Genomic DNA, 18,524 nt, shown 5'->3' with positions numbered 1-18,524 from the left:
CCACGGCCACAGGGAGACCTCATGACAGACACAATTGTTCAAGCCGAGCACATCGTTCATACCTTCGGTGGGACCATCAAGGCCCTCGACGACATTTCGGTTTCGTTCGAAAGAGGCATTATCTATGGATTGCTCGGCCCGAACGGCGCAGGCAAGACCACCCTCATCCGGGTTCTCACAACGCTGCTCAAACCAGACTCGGGATCGGCGTTCGTGGCCGGCGTGGATGTCATTCACAACCCGACCGGCGCTCGAGAGAAGATCGGGTTAGCCGGACAGAACGCCGCCGTGGATGGGTACCAAACGGGACGTGAGAACCTCATCATGGTGGGCCGTTTGTACAACCTCTCCAAAAAGCAAGCCAAGGAACGCGCCGACGACGTGCTTGAACGCATCAACCTCACCGAAGCCGCCAACCGTCAGGTGTCGACCTACTCGGGTGGCATGAAAAGGCGCCTTGACCTGGCTGCTTCGATCGTCGGCCATCCGGAGGTCCTGTTTCTCGACGAACCGACCACCGGAATCGACCCCCGCTCCCGGCTCGGATTGTGGGAGATCATCAACGAATAGGTCGCCGATGGGACCACCCTGCTCCTCACGACGCAGTACCTCGAAGAGGCCGATCGGCTCGCCAATCGCATTGGCGTCATCGATCAAGGAAAGCTGATCGCCGAAGGCACGGCCAACGAGCTCAAAACCCAGGTCGGCGGCGACGTGATCGAAATCCACACGGACGATGAGCTGGCCACGGTCGTAGAGACCTTGAGGGGGGTGGCCGCATCCGAACCGATCGTCGACCAAGGGCGCAAGACCGTAACCATTCCGGCTCCCAGGGCCGCTGCTTCGCTACTCGAAGCGGTGCGGGTGCTCGACGACGCCGGAATCGAAGTGCACGATGTGGCGCTCCGGCGTCCAACCCTCGACGATGTGTTTCTCACACTGACCGGTCACGCCACCGAGGAACTTCCCAAGCCAGAGAAAAAGAAAGGTACGAGGAGCGCGCGATGACCACCTTGACCCAGACCGCAACCCATATCGGGATCATTACCCGCCGCAATGTGCTGCGCAACATCCGACTGCCCCAGCTGCTGCTGTTCTCGACCGTGCAACCGGTCATGTTCTTGCTGCTGTTCAACTATGTCTTCGGTGGCTCAATCGCCCAGGCAATCCCACCAGTATTCGGCAACTACATCAACTTTCTACTGCCAGGCATCATCATCCAGAACGTCGTATTCGGCGCGACCGCAACCAGCGTTGGCCTAACCGAGGACTTGCAGGCTGGAGTAATCGACCGGTTCCGATCATTGCCGATGGCTCGATCAGCCGTCCTGGCGGGGCGTACCTTCGCCGACATCTGGCGGTCTGGATTCGTGATCACGCTGATGACCGCCGTCGCCTACCTGATCGGGTTTCGGCCGCTTAACGGGTTCTTCTCCCTGGTTCTGGCCGTCGCGCTCGCCCTCGGATTCGGTTATTCGATGTCATGGGTCATGGCCTGGATCGGGCTCAAAGTCAAGACGCCGGAAGCTGCTCAATCCGCAGGCTTTCTTCCCGTCTTTCCCTTGACGTTTGCGAGCTCGGTGTTTGTACCGACCTCAAGCATGCCATCGTGGCTGGCGACGTTCGCCGAGAACCAACCGGTATCGGTCCTGGCAAACACGGCGAGGGCGCTCATTCTTGGCGACGCCTATATCCAAAGCGACCCGAGTCTGGTTGCCAGTGGGGCGACGACCGGATCACTCGTTCTCTTGTCACTCGCCTGGATTGTCGGGATCGTGGTAGTTGCGGCACCCTTGGCGGTCCGCTCATATCGCAAGACTGCGGAGTAGTCGCTCGCATCAGGGGACCGGTCGCCTGACGAGTGTGCATACGAATCGCGCTATCGAGTGTGGATGCACACTCGTTCAGGAAACCAGTAGGTCCCAAGAGCGGGGCGGACGCTACGATTCCGGGTATGCAGCACAAACACGAGTTCTACATCAATGGCCAGTGGGTGGCCCCCTCGACCACCACGACACTCGAGGTCATCAACCCGGCCACCGAAGAGGTCATCACCACCATCGCCATGGGTGGCCCGAAAGACGTCGACGCGGCAGTCGCAGCAGCCAGAACCGCTTTCGCTTCCTATAGCGAGACGAGTCGGGAAGAGCGCATGGAGCTCCTCGACTCGATCATTTCGGTCTACAAAACCCGAATGGATGATCTGATTTCAGCTGTCAGTGACGAGATGGGCGCACCCGTCGCCCTCTCATCCAAGTCCCAGGTGCCGTCGGGCTTGAACCACTTCAAGACCGTCCGCCGGGTGCTCGAAACCTACGAGTTCGAAGAGGAAATCGGCACGACCCTCGTCGTCAAAGAGCCGGTCGGGGTTTGCGCGTTGATCACGCCATGGAACTGGCCTCTAAACCAGATCGCTACCAAGGTGGCGCCGGCGCTGGCGGCGGGCTGCACCATGGTCCTGAAACCTTCAGAACTGGCTCCATTGAATGCCATTATCTTCGCCGAGATCCTTGACGAAGCCGGAGTGCCAGCCGGAGTCTTCAACCTCATACAGGGCGATGGAATCAACGTCGGCGTGCCACTCTCTTCGCACCCCGAGGTAGATATGGTGTCGTTCACCGGCTCGACCCGAGCCGGGGTCGAGGTCGCCAAGAACGCAGCTCCGACGGTCAAGCGGGTAGCCCAGGAGCTCGGCGGGAAGTCGGCCAATATCGTCCTCGACGACGCCGACCTGGAAGCGGTCATCAATCGCGACGTCAAATTCATGTGCCGCAACTCGGGCCAATCGTGCAACGCCGGAACGAGAATTCTCGTGCCGCAGGATCGGATGGCCGAAGCTGCCGGCTACGCGAAAGCGGCTGCCGAGGGCATCGTCGTCGGCCACCCGGGCCACGAAGCCACGACAATCGGTCCGGTGGTTTCCGCGGCGCAGTACAACAAAATCCAGGCACTGATCGAAAAGGGCATCGACGAGGGCGCCGAACTCGTGACCGGTGGGCCCGGCCGGGCCGAAGGCCACGACCGTGGCTACTTCATCAAGCCGACCGTGTTTGCGAACGTGACCAACGATATGACCATCGCCCGGGAGGAGATCTTCGGGCCCGTCGTATCCATCATCGGGTACGAAGACGAAGCGGACGCCATTCGCATCGCCAACGACACCAACTACGGGTTGTCTGGCTATGTATCGTCGGGCGACCAGGATCGTGCCCGCCGGGTGGCTCGTCAGATCCGGACCGGCATGGTGCATGTCAACGGAGCCCTAGGCGATCCCAATGCACCGTTCGGCGGTTACAAGCAATCCGGAAATGGTCGCGAGTGGGGCGAGCACGGGTTCGAGGAGTTCCTCGAGGTCAAGTCGATCTTCGGCGCCAACGTATAAGCGCTTCAGACCGTCGCCTCGGCGAGGGTCTTGATGCCATCAACCACGCCCTGCATGTTGGCGGCCTGTTCGGAATCGCGTGCTGCGATGATTGCATCATGCTGGCCGTTAGGCCACTCGGCCCCGGCCCGAGCCGGCGGTGAAACGTCAATCGGGTACCGGCAGGAGTTTCAGATAGGCGGAAGGTCCAGGTTGCTCCAGGATTGTTCGGGTCCGAAACGGCCCACCCGAACGACCGGAGCGGCACATACTCGACGACCCACGACGACGTGTCCCACTGAAAACCTTTCCGTTCGTTGTAACCGACGAACTCAGCCCCGAGCGCCGGGCCGTCAGTGGCCCATTCAGCCCGCTTGAACTCGTCCTGAAATCGAGCCGGCAGGTTGATGTCGGATACCAGCTCCCAAACCCGTTCCGGAGGCGCGGCAATATCCACCGAAACCTCGACAACCGGGCCATCTGCAAGCCGAACCACGTGACCTCCTCCGATTCAACTATACGGTCGGCTTGAGCCGGTCGCCATGACCGGTTCGTACCACCACAACGGTTGGCTATCGTCGGCCAGATGCGCAATGACGAAGTGCTGACACTTCAGCGACCAACCCGCCTGGAGATCGAAAAGATCAGCGGATCGCGATTCATCGGAGATGCGGTGGCCGTCAGCGACGAGGCCGGCGCCTTGACATTCGTCGACACCATCCGCCATCGCGAACCGAACGCCACGCACCACTGCTGGGCGTTTCGCCTCGCCGACGGTCGCGAACGAAGTTCCGACGCCGGAGAACCAGGCGGAACCGCCGGACCACCGATCCTCCGTCGAATCATCGGATCGGGCCTGCACGATGTGGTGGTCGTGGTGACCCGCTATTACGGCGGGACCAATCTCGGCAGGGGCGGTTTGGTCAGAGCCTATGGCGAAGCGGCCGCCGCCGTTTTGAACAACGCTCCCAAGCTGACGAAGCCAGTCTTCACCTATTGGTCGGTTACCCACCAGTACGACCTGTCTGCCCCAGTCGCCCAGGTGCTGGCCAGGCATGAAGCGGTGACCGTTTCGGCCGACTATGGAGAAAAGGTCGTTCTCGTGCTGGCGGTTCGCGCCGGCCTGTCGACCGGGTTCGTCGACGCCCTCACCGATGCAACCGCCGGAGCCGTGGTCGCTCAGCCGACGACGATCTCCTGAATCGATCCGATCACCCCATCGCACAATTCCCCGATCGGGCTCGAGTGGTTGCGGGGTGCCACCGCCAAGATCCCCGCCGCGCCCGCATTGCGTGCCGCGCCAAGGTCGGTGTACGAGTCACCAACCATGAGCATACGGCGGACCGGGATACCGACCCTATCGCTCAAATAGGTCAAGCTGGCCGGGTGCGGCTTGGGGGCTACCAGGCCGTCGCCTCCGATCATGTCCGAGATCAGATCCGCCACCCCGAGTTGATCGAGGTGTTTTTGTATGGTCACCTCAGCGTCGCTTGAAGCAATGCACAGCACGAGTCCCGCCGCGGCCAATCGTCGCATCGACCCTTCAACGTCACCGATGGGTGCCACCGGTAGGTCCCGGATAGTCGAGGCAACCATCGTTCTTGCTTCCTCGATGCACCGATCGACTTCAGCGGACGCCTCATTCAGTGCCTGGCGGGTGGCGTATTCGATCTCACGAAAGGTCCCTGTGGCCGCTACGCCACCCGGGACAAGAAAGCCTCGCCGATCAACGCCCAGCGCCGCCTGAAGCAGGGCAATTCGAGTGGGATTGCCGCCGCCAGCCGCCTCAACCCAGGCCTCAGTGATCCCCAGCCAGGTGGTGTCGAGGTCGATAAGGGTGCCGTCCTTGTCGAAGACAATGGCGTCAACATCAAATGACGCTCCGGCGCCCGAAACGATCATGCCACCCTCATTGGCACCAGCCTAGATGCCGATTGGAGCCACTCTCTCAGGTCCGAGTCGAAATCCTGATAATGTCTCGCTTGATGAACACCCCTGCGAAATCATGATCTATGACTACGTCATCGTCGGTGGAGGCTCCGCCGGTTCAGCCCTGGCCAACCGTCTGAGCGCCGACCCGGCCAACCAGGTACTCGTGTTGGAGGCTGGTCGACCTGACCGCAAATGGGACATTTTCATCCACATGCCGGGCGCCTTTTCGATTCCCATCGGCAACCGCTTCTACGACTGGAAGTATGAGTCGGAACCCGAACCGGAGATGGGTGGTCGCAAGGTCTACCACGCCCGCGGCAAGGTCCTGGGAGGATCGAGCAGCATCAACGGGATGATCTTTCAGCGCGGCAACGCCATGGACTATCAACGGTGGGCTGCCGACCCGGGCATGGATACCTGGAATTACGCACACTGCCTCCCATACTTCAAACGGATGGAGACCTGTCTGGCGGGCGGCGACGATTGGCGAGGCGACAAGGGTCCGTTGGTCCTGGAACGGGGTCCCGCCGAATCCCCTCTGTTCGACGCCTTTTTCGAGGCTGTCGAGCAAGCCGGCTACCCGTTGACCGACGACGTCAACGGTTTCCGACAAGAGGGCTTTGCCCGGTTCGATCGCAACATTCACCGCGGCCGCCGCCTCTCCGCAGCTCAGGCCTACCTACATCCGGTGATGAATCGACCCAATCTCACCGTGATCACCAGGGCCATGACGACGAGGATCCGCTTCGAAGGCACGACGGCGGTCGGCGTCGAGTACACCAAGGGCGGCCGGTCGAGGTTTGCCGCCGCCAAAGATGTCATTTGCGCAGCCGGGTCTATCAACACTCCACAGCTACTTCAACTGTCAGGCGTGGGCAACGCTGCCGATCTTGAGAAACTTGGCATACCGGTGGTGGCGGACGTACCAGGCGTTGGCGAGAACCTCCAGGATCATCTTGAGGTCTACATCCAGTATTCCTGCACCCAACCCGTATCCATGGCGCCGGCACTCGACTGGTGGCGCCGGCCAAAGATCGGGTTCGACTGGCTGTTCAGACGCAAGGGCGCCGCCGCCACCAACCACTTCGAAGCCGGCGGATTCATTCGTTCAAACGACGACGTCGAATGGCCCAACCTCATGTTCCATTTCCTTCCGATCGCCATTCGCTACGACGGAACCGTGCCCACCAAGGGACATGGGTATCAGGTGCATATCGGCCCGATGTTTTCGGACGCCCGTGGATCGGTGAAGATCAAATCGACAGATCCTTTGGTCAAACCGGAACTCCGGTTCAACTACCTCTCAACCGACCAGGACCGGCGAGAGTGGAAGGAAGCAGTGCGGGCGGCGCGCACAATTCTCACCCAACCGGCATTCGATCAATTCAACGGCGGTGAGCTTTCACCTGGCCCTTCGGTGTCCACCGACGAGGAAATACTCGACTGGGTCCGCAAGGATGCTGAGACCGCCCTCCACCCGTGCGGCACAGCCAAAATGGGAACCGGTCCCGAAGCAGTCGTCGACCCCCTCACCATGAAGGTGCATGGGGTAGAGGGGGTCCGGGTCGTGGACGCTTCCGTGATGCCCTTTGTCACCAACGGGAACATCTACGCTCCCGTCATGATGTTGGCCGAGAAAGCTGCCGATCTGATCCTGGGCAACGACCCATTACCTCCCGCCACCGCAGGTTTCTACCGACACGAGCCATAGAGCGTTCACCGGCCAAGGTAACTCCAAATCCCAGGCGAGTCGAGACCGCCTTGTTTTCGGTAGAACTGCGGGTCACACCAGCCAACCAGAGCCGCGATGGCATCACCTACTCTGTGCTGATGCGAATCCGGACCGGCATCATGCTCGCACTTGTCGCGGCCACCCTGTGGGGGGTAGCCGGAGTCTTGGCGGCAGCCGTCTTCGCAGAGATTCCCGTAGCCCGGGTCGCAGAAGTGCGGGCTCTCGCCGGCACACTGGCCTTTGTGCCATACGTTCTGTGGAAAAGAGAGTTCCCGTCGCGCCGGACCTGGCCGTATGTCGTTGCCTTCGGGGTAGCTCTGGCAACCGTGACCTACACCTTCTACCTGGCTATCGACCTTATCGGAGTCGGGCCAGGAGCCACCATCCAATTCATCGCTCCCGTGTTCCTGCTGGCATGGAATCGCTGGATTCGCGGCGACGCAGTTCCGGCCGTGGCCTGGTCGGCCGCGGGCGCCGCGATCATCGGCGTCGGCCTGGTGGCCAGGGCGTGGGAAGGCGCCGCTCTGAACCTTCCCGGGCTGGCAGCCGGACTCATTTCATCGGTGGCGTTCGCCTTCTACCTCGCTTTGGCGGAACGACTCAGCAAGGACCTCAGTTCACCGGGAATCATGGCCTACGGGTTCGGGGTGGCAGCGGCCATCTGGATTGTTGCGGTGCCGATCTGGAACTTCCCGACGGATCTTTCCAATACCGCCTGGTGGCAACTGGGCGCCGTGGTCATCATCGGAACCATCGTGCCATTCGCGCTTGAAATCAAGGCACTGGGACTTGCCCCCGCCCCGCTTATCGGTCTGACCGCGACATGGGAGCCGCTGGTTGCCACGGTCCTGGCGTGGGGATTCCTGGCTCAGAAACTGACCATCGGCCAAATCGTGGGTGCCGTCATGATCCTCGGAGCCATCTCGCTCATCCAACGCAACGCAGGCGAACATCAGCCAGAACTCATCCCGGCTGCCTGAGAATATTGCGACTAACCGATCCTAAATAGGCCGACGGTTCGTGCCGATACAGAACAAATGCAATCAGCGCCGCCCGCCGTCCCTACCGTGCTTGCCGCAGCTCCGCTCGGCTCCCAGGTCGCCTCCACACTGTTCGCCAGCCTCTCAAGGGTCATTCGCGGTAAGCCCACCGAACTACGCCTCATCATCGCCACCCTGCTTTCCGGAGGCCATATCCTGGTGGAAGACGTCCCGGGCGTTGGCAAGACCCTCCTCGCCAAGTCTCTGGCAGCCTCCATCGGTGGCACGTTTCGCCGGGTGCAAGGCACCCCCGACCTCTTGCCTGCCGACCTCACCGGCGTTGCCATCTACCGTCGATCAACGGAGTCGTGGCACTTCCGTCCGGGCCCACTCTTCGCCAACGTCGTGATCGTTGATGAAATCAACCGCGCCACTCCCCGCACCCAGGCCGCCCTCCTTGAGGCCATGGAGGAAAGACAAGTATCCGTCGACGGCACCACTCACCCCCTGCCCGACCCCTTCTTTCTGATCGCCACCCAGAACCCCTTTGAGCACGCAGGAACGTTTCCCCTTGTCGAAGGGCAACTTGATCGGTTCAGTGCCATCTTCGAAATGGGCTTGCCTGACCGTGAAACGGAGCGGGGCCTTCTGATGGGCGACGGAGGGGCCGGTCAGCTTTCCGGGTTGCAGGCAGTCGTCAGTCCAGAGAACCTTGCCAGGGCGATTCAGGAAGTTCGCAGCCTGCATTGCAGCGAAGCTGTCGCCAATTACATCCTTGATATCGTGACCGCCACCCGCCACCATCCAGAGATCTCCCTCGGAGCGTCCCCCCGCGCCAGTCTTGGCCTCCTGGCCGTGGCGCGCGGCCATGCCACCACCGTCGGCCAACGCTTCGTCACACCTGACGACGTGAAGGCCGTCGCCGGTTCGGTGCTGTCACATCGGATCATCTTGTCAGGAGGGACCAACGTGACCGCTGCGCGATCGATCATGGACGACGTGCTCCGCTCCGTCACCGTTCCCCGTGGGTAACAAACGGATTCGCATACGACCTACCCGGGGGGTGTACGCCATCGGGGCGCTCGCTACCGCGTTTCTCGTCGCCTCTCGTACCACCGGCGCTGGTTGGCTAACCGTGCTGCTCGCTATGGCGGCCGGACTCCTCGCCATCGGTGCGATTGGGCCCTGGTTGGCCATCCGGCGCGTCACCATCTCCGCGGTCGCCCCGAGCGATGCCGTCGCTGGCCGACCGTTCTCGATCAAGCTGGCAGTCGACGGCCCCTCCTCGTCTATTCAGGTCCGCCTGCTCAAACCAGCTTCTGAATGGGTCGAAGCGAACCTTCCGAACGCTGGAGAGCTCCAGGCAGTAGCCGACCGACGAGGGGTCATCACTCAACTGGTGGCTGAGGTGTCGACCGCCTCGCCGGTGGGTCTTATGTGGGCGAGCCGCCAGATTGTCGTCGCTCTACCAACCCCGGTGGCGGTGGCACCACGAGTCGAGCCGGTTGTGTTCGCCGTCACCACCTCCAGTCCTGCCACCGGTTCGGAAGCGATCGGGCGCCGGGTTGGTGCAGGGGAGACGGTTCGCTCGATCCGCGACTACCGGCAGGGCGACTCTCTTCGCATGATCCATTGGCCGGCAACTGCTCGACTGAACCAACCCATGGTCAAGGAATTGGAGTCACCCGACGCCCCCCACCTCGTGGTCCGCCTCGATCTCAACTGCACTCCAGACGAGGCTGACTGGCGAGCCGGCATCGCCTACGGCCATGTGCAGAAGGGCCTGGCGGCCGGGGTCCCCGTCCGACTGCTGACGGCCGAGCGAAGCGGCCCGCACGGCGGTGCGGTCGGTTCCATGCTCGAAGCCGGGCGGCGACTGGCGCACGCCACCAACGGTCGCCCAGCCGAACTCCCCGACGACGAACGACCGGTCACGATCGTCGACGTGCCATGAAACTTACCGAAACCATCCGACAGGCCAACCTGGCCACAGACCCCGAACGGTTCACGGCCGTGAGGGTCGCCGTGGGTATCACCGTTATCGTCTCGGTATTGGCTCTGATCGCCCAGGGGTTTGTACGTACGGCCCCCGCCCTGGTCGCAATCATCGGTATTCCTGCGGGGTTCCTGCTTTCGTATCGCATGCGCCACACCGATGCCTTGAAGCTTAAAGCGGTCCTCGCAATCGCACTGATCATCTCGGTCATCGGGTTCTTCGGAGAACTGGTTTCGTCGTTCCAGGACGGTCTGGTTGATATTCAGGTCCCTCTGGCCGAACTCTTTTTGTGGGTGCAGGTCATTCACTCGCTCCACGTGCCGGCCCGTCGGGACCTGATGTTCTCCCTGGCATCGTCGGCGGCCATGATGGCCATCACCGCCGCCCTGTCGATTTCGTCGAGCCTCGGGATCTTCATCGCCCTCTGGGCAGTCGGGGTGATGGTCTCCCTCATGCTTGCCTACCGCAGCTCAATCGCCGACCTACCGCCCCTCGGAGACCCCGTGGCTTCCATCACGCCTGGAGCGACCAAAGCCGCCGCCAGATCGGTGGCGATTCTCGGGCTGACCTCGATTCTTGTGTTCCTCGCCTTGCCGAGCGCCCGAGCTTCCCGTTCGTTCACCTTCCCTGCCGAGCTTCCCTCGTCAACCGCACTGGGTAGTCCCGGGTCACTGTCCAATCCCTCACTGGGCAGCCGCGCCAACCGAAACCAATCGGATACGTCGAACGGGGTGGCGGGCTCCGGCTACTTCGGTTTTGCCGAACAGCTCGATACGTCGGCAAGAGGCCGACCGGATGACACCCTGGTGATGAGAGTGCGGGCATCTGCTCCAGCCTTCTGGCGAGGGCAGACGTTCGATGTTTGGGATGGGGTCACCTGGACCGTTTCTGACAACGCCTCAACGACCATCGGCGGCCAGGCGCCCATCCAGGTGCCGCTGACCATCGGAGACCTTCCCCAACCGGCCGATGACTTCATTCAAACGTTCTACATCGAACAACCGGGTCCGAACCTCGTCTTCGGCGCCTACCGAATGTCCGAGGTCTACTTCGACGCCCGATTCTTGTTCCAGCAGCCAGACGGGGCACTGCGAGCCGGATCAGATCTCGGGCGAGGAGCGGTTTACACGGTGATCAGCCAGCGGCCGTACGTCACCGAGTCGCTCCTGAAGGTGAGCGACCCGCTTCGAACGGATTTGCCCATTTCGATGGATCCCTTCCTACAACTACCGGACGGGATTCCCCAACGGGTGCTCGATCTGGCGCAGGAGATCACCGCGGATTCGCCAACCACATACGACAAGATCCAGGCGCTTGAGGACTGGATGGCTCAGAACACCACATACAGCCTGGACATTCCACCCCTACCCGACGGCGCCGACTCGGTTGACGAATATCTGTTCGAAACCCGCCAGGGATTCTGTGAACAAATCGGAACCAGCCTGGTTGTGATGCTCCGGTCCCTCGGCGTCCCAAGCCGGTTGGCGGTCGGGTTCATCCCAGGAGAACGGAACTCTTTGACCGGGTTGTACGAGGTCCGAGCGTCCGATGCCCACTCGTGGGCTGAGGTCTACTTCCCTGGAGTCGGTTGGCAGGGGTTTGATCCAACCGCCCAGGTACCGCTCGCCGGGGAATTCGAACCACCGGCCACCGCCGGGTCAGCCGTCGTCGCCTGGATTCGTGACAACGCTTCGCTGGTAGGTCGGACATTGGGGATTACGCTTGCCCTGGTACTCGTTATCGGGTTCGGCGGCATGCTGACAATGGTCATCGGCCGAATCGTGACGGAGCGCCGTCGCAAGGCCAACCGCAGCTGGGTCGAACGGATCACCGAAACCCTCGAATACGCCGGCTCGACCCACGATCGACCGAGACAAGACCACGAGACAATCCGAGAGTACGTCGCCGCCCTCGCAGCTGGACCGCTCCCGGATCCGCGACTTCGTGAGGTGGGTGAGATCATCGCCAGGGAAGCCTTCGGACTGATCACCGATCATGAAGGCCGCGCCACCGGGGAACGTCTACTTGAAGAGATTACCGGCCGCTCGCCCAACTGATCGCCTGCACCTTTGCTAGCAACCTACCCGGCGGGCCGGGAGTAGGGTAGGGCGGTTGTCAAGCGGGATACCAGTGGACTACTCACGTAAATGGTTTGTGATGGGCGCCGTGTCAATGGGCGTCTTCCTGTCGACCATCGACGGCAGCATCGTCAACATCGCCCTACCCACGTTGCAAGAGGAGTTTGGAGCCCAATTCTCGTCGGTCCAGTGGGTGGTCCTCGCCTACCTACTCGTGCTGGGGACCTTATCCCTGCTCATCGGCCGCCTCGGCGACATGATCGGGAAGAAGCGCATCTACACCACCGGGTTCGTTGTATTCACAGTCGGTTCCCTGGCATCGGCCACTTCACAATCGGTCGGGATTCTCATCGGGTGGAGAATCATCCAGGCCGTGGGGGCCGCCATGATCCTTTCACTCGGTATCGCCATTCTGACCGAGGCCTTCCCCCCCACCGAGCGCGGAAGAGCCCTGGGTCTCATCGGCACGACCGTCTCGGTAGGCATCGTCGTTGGACCGACTCTGGGCGGCCTGATTCTTTCGGCCTCGACATGGCGATGGATCTTTCTCGTCAACGTCCCCGTAGGAATCGTCGGCACGATTACCTCGATCCGATACATTCCCAACACCATTCCAGGCGGGAAACAGAGGTTTGATTTCGCAGGGGCCGGCCTGTTCGCGGTGGCCATTACCTCGTTCATGCTGGGAGTAACCCTGGGCGGGTCGCGAGGGTTCGGGTCGGGAATCGTACTCAGCCTGTTGACGATGGCTGTCGTGCTCGCCATAGCCTTCGTGATGTGGGAGCGGAAGGTTGATCAACCGATCATCGACCTGGCGATCTTCGAGAACAAACTGTTCTCCATCAACATCATCACTGGACTGTTGGCATTCGTGTGTGTCTCCGGGGTCTTCTTCATCTCGCCGTTCTATCTCGAGCGGACGCTGGGATTCGAATCCCGCCAGATCGGTTTGCTTCTGGCCGCCTCACCGATCCTGCTGGCGATCTTCGCTCCAGCCAGCGGCTGGTTGTCCGACAAGATCGGCGCGCGCCCCATCACGATCGCCGGGCTCCTTGTGTTGCTCTTCGGCTACTGGTCCTTCCGCCGGTTGGGCGTGGACACCACGCCGACCGGGTTTGTTCTCGCACTCGCCCCGATCGGGGTTGGAATGGGTCTATTCCAGTCACCAAACAACTCGATCATCATGGGATCGGTGCGACCAGAACGGCTCGGCATAGCCTCGGGCCTCCTCAACCTGACGCGCATTCTCGGTCAGATAACCGGCATCGGCGTCCTCACCACGTTTTGGTCTATCCGGGCTGACGCGGCCGGCGGCCAGAACGACCCGGCAGGGATCGTGAGCGGCCTCCACGACACCATGTTGGTCGCAATAGCTTTGATCGGTTTCGGGTTTAGTCTGGCAGTGTGGGGATACCTCGCAGAGCGACGGCAACAGACGGAAGGGGCCACCGTATGAGCACTGAAAACCAGGACACCAATCTCACGCCGGAGCAGTATCACGTGATCAGAGAGGGTGGGACCGAACCCGCTTTCACGGGAAAGTACTGGGACAGCAAGGCGACCGGCCAGTACAAATGTGTCGGTTGTGGTCAACCGTTGTTTGGCTCGGATACCAAATACGACTCGGGATCCGGTTGGCCGTCCTACTGGGAGCCGCTTCCGGACGCCCGGCTGACTGAAATCGTCGACCGATCACTCGGAATGGTTCGAACCGAAGCCAGGTGCGCCAACTGCGACGCCCACCTCGGTCATGTCTTTCCAGATGGACCACAACCAACCGGCCAGCGGTACTGCATCAACTCAGCGGCGTTGGACTTCGAGCCCGAGACCTAGACCTGGCTCTCTGAGCCGACCTTCGCCACCCAATCCAGCATGGCACCAGCGGCTTTTTCCAGCCGTCCCGAGATGGCATCATCGATGAGAGTCATACCGTCAAAGGAATCGCGCAGGTGGGCAAACGCAATCATGCCTGGCAGAAGGGGACAATTCATATACACGAGGATATGGCGAAGCATCATCTGAGCATGGGCCGTGCCAAACCGGCCGGTGGTTCCCCCGATGATGGCAGCGGGCTTCCCCTTGAGTGGATCGGGCGCCCGCGATGCCCAATCAATGAGGTTCTTCATGCTGCCGGGAATGCTTCCGTTGTACTCAGGTGTGGCGAAGACCACCAGATCGGCCCTGGCGATCGCCTCTTTGAGGGCACTCACCGATGGGGGATCACCGTCGACCTCGAGATCTGCGTTGAACACCGGGACGTCGACGGCGTCGAAGATGGAAAACGAAACGTCGTCAGGAAAGAACCCACCAAGCACCACCAGCAGTTCACGATTGTATGAGTTCGCCCGAAGGCTGCCGCAGATTCCAAGAATTCGAGTCATGCCCAGAGGTTATCGCACTCCTTACCTGGTTCGGCGGTCGGTTATCCTCATGCCAATGCTCCCGGTGAGATCGACCCGACCTGTTCTTGCGTTTGCCATCATGGCGGTTCTCGTTGCAACGAGCTGCTCGTCGAATGGTTCGGCACCGACGACTAGTGCCTCGACCGTGAGCCTGACGAGTCCGGCGACCACCAGTTCTCAACCAGGCGAAATGGCTTCGACCACGCTGACCACCCTCGCCGCGTCTGGCGATGCCTGCCGACCCAATGCCGGTCCGAACGTTCGAATCAGCTGGGAGAGTTTGCCGGAACGGTGGGCGGAAGTGGATGAAGAGACCCCCTTGAATGCGACGTACGAAGCGGGCACCGGGCAAGATTCCGGGCAATTCACGTTGGCCGACGGGACCATCGTCCAGGCGACGTTGAGTCAAGATCAGGGCGAAGTCACGAAACTGTTCGTAATAAGTCAGGTCGACCCCCAAAACCCCACCGCCGAGCTACCAACCATCTTGAATCACTGGGTGGCGATGTTGTCTCTGACCGAGCCGCTCCTTACTCCTCAGGAGCGAGTCGACATCCTGTCGGCTCTAGGCGTGGTCGGCAACAATCTGACCCTTCTTGAAATGAACGGAGTCGTGGACTGCGGGCAACGAGCCTACGAGGTCGCCTTCGACATCGAACTGGCCGCATTCGTCTTCGGAGTAGACCTGGCGCCTTAGAAATACACCCTGGTGAGGGTTTCTGCCACGCACGCCGGTTTCTCCGAGCCCTCAAGTTCGACGGTCACCTCGGTTTTGAGCTGGAGTCCTCCAGCCACTTCCGAGACGTCGACCAGCTTCGAACGGGCCCGAACCCTTGAACCAGACGGAACTGGCGTCACAAACCTCACGCGGTCCAGGCCGTAGTTGATGGCCATCCGGACACCGGGAATCTCGACAGGTTCGGCAATTCCGGCGATGAGGGACAGCGTCAGAAATCCGTGGGCGATCCGTTGACCGAACGGGCCGGCGGCAGCCTTGGCCTCATCGACATGAATCCATTGATGATCGTGAGTAGCGTCCGCAAACTGATCAATCATGTCTTGAGTCACGGTCGTCCACGACCCGAGGCCGGTTTCGGTACCGATGCGGCCCTGCAGTTCTTCGAGTGCGCTCATTCGTACCCTCCGCTCGTTGCACAAGAGCCTATCCGATCGGGCGCTCAGCTAGCGCGGCGAATCTCCTCGATCCACTGGCGCTTGAGTTTCCGGCGTTCGCGGGGCGTAGTAGCACCCCAGATCCCGACTGATTGATTCGTTTCGATGGCATATGCCAGGCAGTCGTCGGCCACCGGGCAGTCAGCACAAATGGACTTGGCGCGCAGGATGGCACCAACGTCACCTTCGTCGGGGAAGAAGATCCCCTCGGTGTCATCAGCGCACGCTGCCCCCTCACGCCACTCTTCGTATTCGTAATCGGCAAAGTCGTTCATATTCATCCTTGACAACGCTCCAACCCCCGAACGCGTTCCCACATTCCACTCCATGACGAAATTCCGCTAATTTGTGACTTTGGTCCCCATCGAACCCCGAGACGTTGGTGCCATTCTGGCGCCCGACCTCACACAGGAGCTAACCAATGGCAGAAAAAGACGATCCGTTTATCTCGGTCATCCGTCTATCGATCGTTGCCGTCATCGTCGTATTGTCCTTCTGGGCACTCTTTGCGATCGTCAACAATGAATCGGGCGGATCGGCCGCAGCCGACGGAGCAGCCGACGGAGCAGCCGGCGAAACCGCCAGCGCCTCGCTCAACCTGACCGAATTCTCAATCACCGGGGACCTCACCATCCCGACCGGCGATGTCGACTTGACCGTCATGAACGTGGGCGGCGTAGACCACGACCTTACAATTCGTGGAGGGGCGGCAACCCCACTCATCTCGGCTGGACAGTCCGGCATCCTTGAGTTGCGTAATCTTCAGCCAGGCACGTTCGAGGTGTTCTGTTCGGTCCCCGGACACGAAGCGGCCGGGATGGCTGCCACCATCACCGTTGCCGAAGGCGCGGTCGTAACCGGCGGGGACGCCGGAGCCACAGAACCGGACTGGGAAGCTCTCGACAAGGCCATGACGGACTCCATCCTCGCGTTCCCGGCCGACACCGCCGGCCTCGGCAACGAACCACTCGAACCAACCATCCTGGCCGACGGCACCAAGGAGTTCGAGCTCACCACCGAAATCGTGGACTGGGAAGTGGAGCCCGGCAGAGTTGTTCAAGCCTGGACGTACAACGGAATGGTCCCCGGACCGGCGATCAAGCTCGATATTGGCGACAAGGTCCGAATAATTCTTCACAACAAGCTGCCGATGGGTACTGACGTTCACTGGCACGGGATCGACACTCCGAACAACATGGACGGCGTAGCCCCCCTGACCCAGCCGCTGATCAAGTCGGGTGAAGACTTCGTCTACGAGTTCGTGGCCGATGCTCCAGCCATCGGCATGTACCACGCTCACCATCACGGACAGATGCAGGTCACGAACGGTCTATTCGCCATCTTCCAAATCGGCGACATGCCCATTCCGTACGGCCAGACGATTGGCGGGGTGACCATTCCGTCCAACTTGAAGGTCGTAGATGAGATCCCGATAGTTCTCAACGACGCCGGAGTCATCGGATACTCGATCAATGGCAAGTCCTTCCCTGCGACCGAACCATATGTGATCAACAAAGGCGACTGGATCGTGGCGACCTACTACAACGAAGGCCTGCAGATCCACCCCATGCATCTTCACCAGTTTGGACAGCTGATCTTCGCCAAGGATGGGTTCCCCCTGGACAATCCATATTGGGCTGACACGATCAACGTAGCCCCTGGTGAGCGGTACAGCGTGTTGATTCATGCCGAAGACGCCGGCGCCTGGGTCTGGCATTGCCACATCCTCACCCACGTCGAACGAGAACAGGGCATGTTCGGCATGGTCACCGCCATCATCGTCCAGGACAACTAGAGAAAACGAGGGCCTTGCCCGAGTGTGGAGAGCCGGCCCTGCGGGGCCGGCTCTACTTCTGTTCCGACTACCAGGGCTGATAGGGATACGGCTCAGGAACAAACCCGGGCTCATACCGCTTGAGCTCACGTCTGGCCACCGCCCGCTTGTGGACCTCGTCGGGACCGTCGGCAATCATCAGCGTTCGAAGATGGGCATACATCGCGGCCAGCGGATAGTCGCCAGACAGGCCACCCGCCCCGAAAGCCTGAATCGCCCGGTCGACGATCTGCACCGCCATGCGAGGAACGGCCACCTTGATAGCGCTGATCTCAATCCTGGCCCCCTTGACCCCAACGGTATCAATCAGCCACGCCGTCTTGAGGGTCAGAAGTCGAGCCTGCTCAAGAGCAATACGGGCTTCGGCGATCCAATCCTGAACCACACCGTGCTCGGCGATTGGCTGACCAAAGGTTTCCCTGGCAAGCACCCGCGAACACATCAGATCAAACGCCCTCTCGGCCATGCCAATCGCCCTCATACAGTGATGGATCCGCCCTGGTCCCAATCGGGCCTGAGCGATGGCAAACCCGCCACCTTCCACACCGAGGAGATTGGCCTTCGGAATCCGGACATTGTTGAAGTGGATCACCGGGTGCCCGCCGCGATCGCGATACCCGAGCACCGTCAGGTCGCGCTCGATCTGCACCCCGGGCGAATCAAAGGGAACGATGATCATCGACTGTCGTTGATATGGAGGGGCATCAGGGTTCGTGACCCCCATCACGATCGAGAACTTGCAGCGCGGTGAGAAGGCGCCCGAAGACCACCACTTCCGTCCCGCCACAATGTAGTGATCGCCATCACCACGAATCTGGGTGCGGATATTCGAGGCATCCGAGGAACCAACATCAGGCTCGGTCATCGAGAAGGCCGACCGGATCTCAGCATCGACCAACGGCCGTAGCCACTGTTCCTTTTGCTCAGGTGTCCCGAACATCGTCAGGATCTCCATATTTCCCGTATCAGGAGCGGCACAGTTCAACGCCTCGGGAGCCAGGTTGGGACTGCGCCCGGTGATCTCGGCGAGCGGGGC

18 protein-coding genes and 1 pseudogene are annotated in these 18,524 nt (G+C 61.1%); 13 read left to right on the top strand and 6 right to left on the bottom strand.

The genetic code is table 11. The features are described 5' to 3' along the window. The first annotated feature begins 21 nt into the window (after window positions 1-21). From JJE47_08365 to JJE47_08355, 3 genes and pseudogenes are all read left to right on the top strand, one after another. A pseudogene (locus tag JJE47_08365) lies at window positions 22-1,008 on the top strand (ATP-binding cassette domain-containing protein). Further along, window positions 1,005-1,829 (top strand): ABC transporter permease, encoded by an 825-nt coding sequence (locus JJE47_08360; GenBank protein MBK5267436.1) that lies wholly within the window; start codon window positions 1,005-1,007, stop codon window positions 1,827-1,829. Before JJE47_08365 ends, JJE47_08360 begins: the two are co-directional and overlap by 4 nt. Window positions 1,830-1,954: 125 nt before the next feature. Beyond that, window positions 1,955-3,382, top strand: a complete 1,428-nt coding sequence (locus tag JJE47_08355; GenBank protein MBK5267435.1) for an aldehyde dehydrogenase family protein — start codon at window positions 1,955-1,957, stop codon at window positions 3,380-3,382. Here the strand turns inward: JJE47_08355 and JJE47_08350 are convergent. Beyond that, window positions 3,354-3,857 (bottom strand): SRPBCC family protein, encoded by a 504-nt coding sequence (locus JJE47_08350; GenBank protein ID MBK5267434.1) that lies wholly within the window; start codon window positions 3,855-3,857, stop codon window positions 3,354-3,356. The genes JJE47_08355 and JJE47_08350 overlap by 29 nt on opposite strands. Before the next feature lie 90 nt (window positions 3,858-3,947). On the opposite strand from JJE47_08350, the gene JJE47_08345 reads away from it, so the two are divergent. Continuing rightward, window positions 3,948-4,562 carry a YigZ family protein gene (locus tag JJE47_08345; GenBank protein ID MBK5267433.1) on the top strand — a complete coding sequence of 205 codons (615 nt, stop codon included), beginning with the start codon at window positions 3,948-3,950 and terminating at the stop codon, window positions 4,560-4,562. Here the strand turns inward: JJE47_08345 and JJE47_08340 are convergent. Next, entirely contained in the window at window positions 4,541-5,263 is a 723-nt protein-coding gene (locus JJE47_08340) for an HAD family hydrolase (GenBank protein MBK5267432.1), read from the bottom strand. The two genes, JJE47_08345 and JJE47_08340, sit on opposite strands and share 22 nt — an antisense overlap. A 103-nt stretch (window positions 5,264-5,366) precedes the next feature. Here JJE47_08340 and betA point away from each other — a divergent pair, with 103 nt between their 5' ends. From betA to msrB, 7 genes are all read left to right on the top strand, one after another. Further along, window positions 5,367-7,004 (top strand): choline dehydrogenase, encoded by a 1,638-nt coding sequence (betA, locus tag JJE47_08335; protein MBK5267431.1) that lies wholly within the window; start codon window positions 5,367-5,369, stop codon window positions 7,002-7,004. 119 nt (window positions 7,005-7,123) lie between these two features. Next, window positions 7,124-8,005 carry an EamA family transporter gene (locus JJE47_08330; GenBank protein ID MBK5267430.1) on the top strand — a complete coding sequence of 294 codons (882 nt, stop codon included), beginning with the start codon at window positions 7,124-7,126 and terminating at the stop codon, window positions 8,003-8,005. A 57-nt stretch (window positions 8,006-8,062) separates the two neighbouring features. Continuing rightward, window positions 8,063-9,037, top strand: coding sequence for a MoxR family ATPase (locus JJE47_08325; protein ID MBK5267429.1), 975 nt, complete (start codon window positions 8,063-8,065; stop codon window positions 9,035-9,037). Continuing rightward, window positions 9,030-9,959 (top strand): DUF58 domain-containing protein, encoded by a 930-nt coding sequence (locus JJE47_08320; protein MBK5267428.1) that lies wholly within the window; start codon window positions 9,030-9,032, stop codon window positions 9,957-9,959. Before JJE47_08325 ends, JJE47_08320 begins: the two co-directional genes overlap by 8 nt. Then, complete coding sequence (locus JJE47_08315) at window positions 9,956-12,058, top strand: hypothetical protein (GenBank protein MBK5267427.1); 2,103 nt, start codon at window positions 9,956-9,958, stop codon at window positions 12,056-12,058. The genes JJE47_08320 and JJE47_08315 overlap by 4 nt, the downstream gene beginning before the upstream one ends. Before the next feature lie 73 nt (window positions 12,059-12,131). Further along, window positions 12,132-13,535 carry a DHA2 family efflux MFS transporter permease subunit gene (locus tag JJE47_08310; protein MBK5267426.1) on the top strand — a complete coding sequence of 468 codons (1,404 nt, stop codon included), beginning with the start codon at window positions 12,132-12,134 and terminating at the stop codon, window positions 13,533-13,535. Further along, complete coding sequence (gene msrB, locus JJE47_08305) at window positions 13,532-13,912, top strand: peptide-methionine (R)-S-oxide reductase MsrB (GenBank protein MBK5267425.1); 381 nt, start codon at window positions 13,532-13,534, stop codon at window positions 13,910-13,912. Before JJE47_08310 ends, msrB begins: the two co-directional genes overlap by 4 nt. Here the strand turns inward: msrB and JJE47_08300 are convergent. Next, window positions 13,909-14,460, bottom strand: a complete 552-nt coding sequence (locus JJE47_08300; GenBank protein MBK5267424.1) for an NAD(P)H-dependent oxidoreductase — start codon at window positions 14,458-14,460, stop codon at window positions 13,909-13,911. The two genes, msrB and JJE47_08300, sit on opposite strands and share 4 nt — an antisense overlap. Before the next feature lie 55 nt (window positions 14,461-14,515). Between JJE47_08300 and JJE47_08295 the strand changes: the two genes are divergently transcribed. Continuing rightward, entirely contained in the window at window positions 14,516-15,178 is a 663-nt protein-coding gene (locus JJE47_08295; GenBank protein MBK5267423.1) for a hypothetical protein, read from the top strand. On the opposite strand, the gene JJE47_08290 is transcribed toward JJE47_08295, so the two are convergent. Then, window positions 15,175-15,615: a MaoC family dehydratase gene (locus tag JJE47_08290; GenBank protein ID MBK5267422.1), complete on the bottom strand. Its 441-nt coding sequence runs from the start codon at window positions 15,613-15,615 to the stop codon at window positions 15,175-15,177. The genes JJE47_08295 and JJE47_08290 overlap by 4 nt on opposite strands. A 44-nt stretch (window positions 15,616-15,659) precedes the next feature. After that, on the bottom strand, window positions 15,660-15,929 hold the full coding sequence (locus tag JJE47_08285) for a WhiB family transcriptional regulator (GenBank protein MBK5267421.1): 270 nt from the start codon (window positions 15,927-15,929) through the stop codon (window positions 15,660-15,662). A 146-nt stretch (window positions 15,930-16,075) separates the two neighbouring features. Between JJE47_08285 and JJE47_08280 the strand changes: the two genes are divergently transcribed. Then, window positions 16,076-17,449 (top strand): multicopper oxidase domain-containing protein, encoded by a 1,374-nt coding sequence (locus JJE47_08280; GenBank protein ID MBK5267420.1) that lies wholly within the window; start codon window positions 16,076-16,078, stop codon window positions 17,447-17,449. Between the two features lie 67 nt (window positions 17,450-17,516). On the opposite strand, the gene JJE47_08275 is transcribed toward JJE47_08280, so the two are convergent. After that, the coding region (locus JJE47_08275) for an acyl-CoA dehydrogenase family protein (GenBank protein MBK5267419.1) at window positions 17,517-18,524 on the bottom strand (1,008 nt) is incomplete at its 5' end.

The sequence above is a fragment of the Acidimicrobiia bacterium genome (assembly GCA_016650365.1).
GTDB lineage: Bacteria > Actinomycetota > Acidimicrobiia > Spongiisociales > JAENVV01 > JAENVV01.
This window is presented reverse-complemented; position numbering and strand designations above follow the sequence as displayed.